The sequence below is a fragment of the Bhargavaea cecembensis DSE10 genome, from assembly GCF_000348905.1.
Classification (GTDB): domain Bacteria; phylum Bacillota; class Bacilli; order Bacillales_A; family Planococcaceae; genus Bhargavaea; species Bhargavaea cecembensis.
Window position 1 is genome coordinate 90,901 of sequence record NZ_AOFT01000011.1, and the last position, 6,310, is coordinate 97,210.

General features: G+C 53.0%; 9 protein-coding genes. 7 read left to right on the forward strand and 2 right to left on the reverse strand.

Going from position 1 to position 6,310, the window contains the following annotated elements:
- Positions 1-47: 47 nt before the first annotated feature.
- The 3 genes from C772_RS11255 to C772_RS11265 are packed head-to-tail and all read left to right on the forward strand — an operon-like array spanning position 48 to position 1,860.
- The gene (locus tag C772_RS11255; protein ID WP_008300087.1) at positions 48-611 is read left to right on the forward strand and encodes a GNAT family N-acetyltransferase; all 564 of its coding nucleotides are present in this window, start codon (positions 48-50) and stop codon (positions 609-611) included.
- Positions 612-645: 34 nt separating this feature from the next.
- Positions 646-1,422, forward strand: a complete 777-nt coding sequence (locus tag C772_RS11260) for a CPBP family intramembrane glutamic endopeptidase (RefSeq protein ID WP_008300089.1) — start codon at positions 646-648, stop codon at positions 1,420-1,422.
- A gap of 27 nt (positions 1,423-1,449) precedes the next feature.
- Positions 1,450-1,860, forward strand: coding sequence for a hypothetical protein (locus tag C772_RS11265; RefSeq protein WP_008300090.1), 411 nt, complete (start codon positions 1,450-1,452; stop codon positions 1,858-1,860).
- Between the two features lie 54 nt (positions 1,861-1,914).
- On the opposite strand, the gene C772_RS11270 is transcribed toward C772_RS11265, so the two are convergent.
- Positions 1,915-2,208: a YesK family protein gene (locus tag C772_RS11270; protein ID WP_008300092.1), complete on the reverse strand. Its 294-nt coding sequence runs from the start codon at positions 2,206-2,208 to the stop codon at positions 1,915-1,917.
- A gap of 307 nt (positions 2,209-2,515) precedes the next feature.
- Here C772_RS11270 and C772_RS11275 point away from each other — a divergent pair, with 307 nt between their 5' ends.
- Entirely contained in the window at positions 2,516-2,833 is a 318-nt protein-coding gene (locus C772_RS11275) for a cupin domain-containing protein (protein WP_008300093.1), read from the forward strand.
- 54 nt (positions 2,834-2,887) lie between these two features.
- On the opposite strand, the gene C772_RS11280 is transcribed toward C772_RS11275, so the two are convergent.
- Entirely contained in the window at positions 2,888-3,772 is an 885-nt protein-coding gene (locus C772_RS11280) for a DMT family transporter (RefSeq protein WP_008300095.1), read from the reverse strand.
- Between the two features lie 317 nt (positions 3,773-4,089).
- On the opposite strand from C772_RS11280, the gene C772_RS11285 reads away from it, so the two are divergent.
- The 3 genes from C772_RS11285 to C772_RS11295 all read left to right on the forward strand — a co-directional run.
- Complete coding sequence (locus C772_RS11285) at positions 4,090-5,151, forward strand: LLM class flavin-dependent oxidoreductase (RefSeq protein WP_008300096.1); 1,062 nt, start codon at positions 4,090-4,092, stop codon at positions 5,149-5,151.
- Between the two features lie 53 nt (positions 5,152-5,204).
- The gene (locus C772_RS11290; protein WP_008300098.1) at positions 5,205-5,828 is read left to right on the forward strand and encodes an NADPH-dependent FMN reductase; all 624 of its coding nucleotides are present in this window, start codon (positions 5,205-5,207) and stop codon (positions 5,826-5,828) included.
- Between the two features lie 233 nt (positions 5,829-6,061).
- On the forward strand, positions 6,062-6,310 hold a 249-nt coding region (locus C772_RS11295; protein ID WP_200858854.1), incomplete at its 3' end, for a transposase.

The window sequence follows — 6,310 nt, forward strand, 5'->3', positions numbered from 1 at the left end:
GCCGGTCCGCCAGAGCGGACCGGCTATTTGAATTGGAGGCGACAAAAATGAACACGCCATTCCCGGAAATCATGACTGAACGGCTGCACCTGAGGGCGGCCACTCCCGCCGATGCAGAAGACATGCTGCGTTACCTGTCCGATCCGGAGGTGATGAAGCATACCGGCATGGAGCCGTTCCAAAACACGGAGGACGTATTGGACGAAATCAACTGGTACCACTCCCTTGTCGAAGAAGACAGCGGCATCCGATGGGGCATCACGCTTAAGGGAACCGGCAAGATGATCGGGAGCTGCGGGTTCCATAACCGGGAGAAAAAGCACTTCCGTGCCGAAGTCGGCTACGAGCTCAGCCCCGAGCATTGGGGAAAGGGCATTGCAAGTGAAGCCTTGCGGGCAGTGGTCCGATACGGATTCAGCCATCTCCGGCTGGAACGGATCGAAGCGCTGATCGAACCAGAAAACGAACCTTCCCTGCGGCTGGTGGAGAAAAACGGCTTCCTGAGGGAAGGATTGCTCCGCCATTATGAATACGGCCGGGGCAAGTTCGATGACCTGTACATGTATTCCATTTTAAAAGAGGATATCGCTTTAGCGGATCGGGTTGGATAAGATTGCTGAAGTGTAGCTGATGGGGAGTGGGCGGGTGAAGCAAATCCGGAAGAATATTGTTGGAATAACGATCGTTTTCATTTTCCTGGTCACTTTCCTTGTCCATGCCATCCTCGTCAATTTAGAGGACGGACGCGCGTTTCTGGGGGCGGTGATGGCAGTCCCGCTAATCGTCGTCTTCGTCTATCAGGCCGGTTATTGTAAAATCCAGGTCAGATCGACGCTGGGCCTGTTCCGTCCGACCTTGAAGAGCATGGTGTTTTCTACACTCTTCCCGGTTTTGTTGGGAATTACTTTTCACGTTTATCTCAGCTTTCAGGACATGCGGTTCCTGTTCGAGCAGGAAAAGGAACTGGGTTTGCTGTTCGTGATCGGCCTGACCGTTGCTTCCTTATCTGCACTTCTGGAAGAAGTCGTTTGGCGCGGGAATTTCCATCACCATTTGCGGAAAAACCATTCCCTGTTCCGGACGGCCGTCATCACAGCTGCAGTCTGGTCGCTGTGGCATTTGCCGATCGCCGTTTTCTATAAAGGTTATGGAGAGTTGTGGACGGGAATCACAAGTTACATCGGCCTGCTGTTCTTGATCTCCATTACGCTCACTTATGTAAGAGAAGTTGGCCGGTCGGTGATTCCGGCGGCCATCCTGCATGGGATGCTGAATGTCTTCTACCTGTCTGGCGGGCTGCAAACAGGAATGGCAGAACAGGAGGAACTATCCAAATTCCTGCTTTATGCGGCGGTGATGAGCATGATGGTGCTGATTTATAAAAAGCGACTAATCAACTTTCAAATCATGAAAAGAAAGTAAGCGGTTTGAGAAAGAGGGGGAATGACCGTGATTACTGAGATCCTTTTTGAAACGACCGAAAGCGGCCCGCTCCTGCCGAACCAGGATCGGGTCCATGATGTCCGGATCACCCGCGGCGGCCTGATTGTCCATGAGGTACTCTCGACAAAAGGGGGAAACGGGCAGGGCATGCGCTACATAAGGGATGAATACGAGATCGATCCGGATCAGGCGGCCGCGTTTCTGGATACACTCCGCACTGAGTTTCACATCGATGAATGGCCAGGGGATTTCGGTTCCCCGGTTCTGGAGGGCAGGACGTACGAGGTGACCATCCGCCATGGTGACGGCACGATCCGGCGCTCCCGCGGAACGGTCGACCTGCCCCCGGGCGGAGAAGCGATCCGGCAGTCCGTCCGTCAACTTGCGGCATTTAAAAAAGAACCCTGGATATTTTAATACAGGGTCTCATGCAGTACCTCCGGGCCAATATGGGCATCGGAGGTTTTTTGTTCAGCTATGTTTTTTCCTGCGGCTAACGGCACTCGTCACGCCGTTGATGAGCCCTCCCAATAAAGTGCCGATCAGAATCGAAATGGCCATGAACCCATACCCGATTCCTTGCCACCCCCCGATGTAAAAGCTGAAAATGAAAATCCCCAAGCTCATGATCAGAAGCCCCAAAAACAAAACTCTCAGATACCGACTTTTCTTTTCCGGCACTGACTTTTGCAGAGCAAGCGGTGCTAAAACCATCAGGAGTGTGGCCCCCAGCGCGATAAATATAAACACTTCAAAGCCTGCCATTAATAAAACGCCCCCATTTATCCGTGACCCCTGCCGCCTTTTTCTCTTGAGTCCATCATACAGTTTTTATTCGAATCTTTCGAATACCCGGCGTGCAGCACATTCCGAACTGCATGCTTGTCGGCACAGTTTTTGCTCTTCATTGTATGGAAGGTTTGTGATAAATATAGATAAACAACCATTTGAAGAATCACCCACATCTCAGTGCAAGCAGGGACTCAGCACCGTAGCCGGCAATCAATCGGCAGGTTTCCGCTGTCCCCATTGACGGTATAGTACAAGTACCAAGCGTTTAGGAGGCATGCGGATGGACCACCAGGCGATCAGGGCATTTCAGCAGTTTGACGACAGCCGGTTCACCAAAGTCGATTTCATGAAGAACGGGCACAGCACGGCATTCACGCTGAACTTTCTTCCGGGCCAGGCGATGAAGCCCCACAGCCATCCGGGAAAGGAGCTGTTCCTTGTCGTGATGGAGGGGAGCGGCACCTTCACCGTCGACGGGGAGGAAATCATGGCGACCAGAGGGGACGTCCTGTTCTGCAATGAAACGGAAATGATGGGATTTGAGAACAACGGCGACAACCGGACGACATTGCTCGGAACGTTGACGAAGATCGGTTAAGCAAAAGCGCCCGGCCGGGTCTCCCTGGCCGGGCGCTTTGTGATGAACGCGATGTCAGCTTTTGCTATACGGACGCACCCTTCGCTGATACGTTGACAGAATGACACCCCCGATGATGAACAGGGAGCCCAGTACCTGATAGCCGGTGATGGGATTGCTCAGAAGAATGAGGCCCATGACCATCGCGACGAACGGCTCCAGATTGGATAAAATCGATGCTTTTGAAGCATCCACGTAACGGATCTGCTGATTCCAGATGAGGTTGGCTGCGCCATGAACAACAACGGCGGTGACAATCAGCAGCATCCAATCTGACCATTCGGCGCTGATCTTAAGCGGCCGGTCCAGGATGAACGTGAATGGAACGGATATCGCCCAGCCGACAATATTGGAGTAAAGCGTGATGGTCAGCGGATCGACCCTGCTGGAAAGAAGCCGAGTAACGATCACCATGATGGCAAATGTCACCATTGTGACGACGATCCAGTATAGGCCAGGGTCAATCCGGACCGAAGACAGGCTTCCCCGGGCCACCACGAAGTAAATGCCCAATATGGCGATGCAGGAGCCGGCAATCATACGGAATGTCAGTTTTTCCTTCAGGAAAATCGCGGCCAGGAAACCTGTCAGCACAGGAGCGGTAGCCAGGATCAGCGCGGAGGTGGTGGGATCGGCAGTCCGCAGCCCTTCAAAAAATGACCATTGGTTGATGAAGACACCCACAATCCCCAGAAAAACAACCACCAGGAAGTCAGGTTTGGACAAACGGGTCGAATGCTTCCGGTTTAAAGTGAGGACGCCAAGAAAAAGGACGATGAACAATAGCCTCAGCATTGTCAATGCGGCAGGAGAGAAATCTTGTACAAGCATTTTGCCGAAGACGAAATTGCTTCCCCATATCAATACACAAAAGATCAGCCAGGCATAAGATTTCAGCAAAACGTTCAACCTTCCTATGTTTGGATTATGCCATTTTAATCATGGCAGAGCCGGCTGTATATGTTTTTGTTTGCCGGTGAATGAAACCCGTTCGCGATGCATCCGAATAGAACAGCGGCAAAAAGCCATCCTCCTAAAAACAAGGAAATGGCTTTTTTGCCGCTGTGTCAATTTATCGGTTCAATGGACTTGACGAAATCGAGATATTAAAATATAGTTAATTACGAAAAGTAACCAATGTGTCCGGACGCCTCTGATTTCGGCTCCGTCAGGCCACGGCCTTTTTTCAATTTTTACATTCAGGAGTGAACAGAAGGATGAATCCATTGACTGACAAGCCGGCATTTGAGATCGGTGTCTATACACTCGGCGATATCGTGCGGGACCCTCATACCGGAAAGACGGCCAGTGCAGGGCAGCGCCTAAAGGAAATCCTTGAGGCCGCAAAGCTGGCCGACCGTCTCGGACTCGATGTGTTCGGCGTCGGAGAACATCACCGGCTGGACTATGCGGTGTCCTCACCGCCGGTCGTTCTCGCTGCTGTCGCACAGGCGACGGAACGGATCCGGCTGACGAGCACGACGACAGTCCTCAGTACTGTCGACCCTGTACGGCTCTTCGAGGATTTCGCGACACTCGATCTGCTGTCGGACGGACGTGCGGAAGTCATGGCCGGCCGCGGGGCCTTCATCGAATCGTTCCCTCTGTTCGGCTTTGATACGGCGGATTACGATGGGCTGTTCGAGGAGAACTCGCAGCTGTTCCGTCTGCTGAATGAAAATGAGGTCGTGGACTGGAGCGGGCAGTACCGATCTCCTCTCCGGAATGCGGAAATCGCACCGCGTCCTGTGCAGCCCGAAATCCCGTTCTGGATCGGTGTCGGCGGAACGCCGGAAAGCGCCATCCGTGCAGGGAGGCTCGGTGCGGGCATGGCACTTGCCATTCTCGGCGGGCCGCTGGGACGGTTCCAGCCGTTTGCCGATCTGTACCGGCAGGCGGGTGCGGAAGCAGGACATGATCCGGCTTCACTCCGTGTCGGCGTCACGGGACACGGCTTCCTTGCAGAAGACGGGGAAACCGCCAGGGACACGTTCTATCCATACTACTCGGGCTATTGGAATGAGGTAAACCGCCAGCGGGGCATGGCCTTCCGGATGAGCCGGGAGGACTTCGACCAGGTCACCGGTCCGGACAATGCCCTATTTGTAGGCAGCCCGGAAGAAGTGACAGAGAAGATTCTCCGCCAGCACGAACTGTTCGGACACACCCGGTTCCTCGCACAACTGGATATCGGCGGACAGCCATATGAGCAGGTCGCCCGGAGCATCGAACTCCTCGCCAACGAGGTCGCTCCTGCAGTCCGGAAAGCGATCGGCTAAGCGTAGATTGTTGCCACGAGCCTTTGGAAAATTATCATTCAGGAGTGATCATCATGGGATTCTTCTCTAAACTATTCGGCAAAAAACAGGAAGCGGCACCGGTCGTGCCAGAAAAGCTCAAAATCGGCATCATCCTCGGTTCCACGCGTGAAGGACGCGTGAGCCCGCAGGTCGGCGAGTGGCTCAAGGGCATCGCGGACGGCCGCAATGATGCGAAGTATGAAATCATCGACATCCAGGATTACCAGCTTCCGTTCGTCGGCACAACTGACGGTTCGGAGCCGGGAATCGCGAAATGGAACGAAAAACTTGCAAGCCTCGACGGGTTCGTCTTCATCGTCCAGGAGTACAACCACAGCATTTCCGGCGTCCTGAAAAACGCGATTGATACGGCGCGTGAAGCATGGGCGGATAAACCGGCGGGAATCGTCAGCTACGGCTCGACGGGCGGCGCTCGTGCTGCGGAACACCTCCGCGGCATCCTCGGCGAACTTTCCGTTGCCGATGTCCGGACGCATCCGACTCTCTCGCTCTTCACCGACTTCGAAAACTTCTCCGAGTTCAAGCCGGCTGAACTGCATCTGGAAAACGTTAATGCGATGCTTACCGAAGTCAACGAATGGGCTGCTGCATTCAAGACACTCCGTGAAGGCGCAAAACAGCCAAGCATGGTCTGATTCAAAATTGATTGAACAACAAAAGGGGCTGTCCAGAAAGTCAGTGAAAACTGACTTTCTAGGACGCCCCTTTTCTTATGTTTATTTAAATGAAATAGAAAAAGATCGCTGCCTTTTGTAGAATGGAGTTACCACACAACAATCCAAAAAGGAGCGATCTTTTTATGTGCAATCCGAAGACTGCTACTGTTAATTATACCACTTTTCCTGGGATGAAAAAAGAGGTGGGAGAAATGGCCGGACGGCCTAAACGGCAGCTTGCCCCAGTTTTCAAACCCTACAATAACCGTCAGTCGTTCGCCATCTTCGATGTCGAGGCACTAATCCCCGAACACCATGTCGCACGGGTCATTGATGAAATGATTGAGTTGCTTCCGGACCAACAGCTCTTCGCCTATTACCCGGGAGGCGGTAGAAGCTCTTATCATCCGAAAATGATGCTGAAGGTTATTCTCTACGCCTACTCACAAAAAGAGTATTCG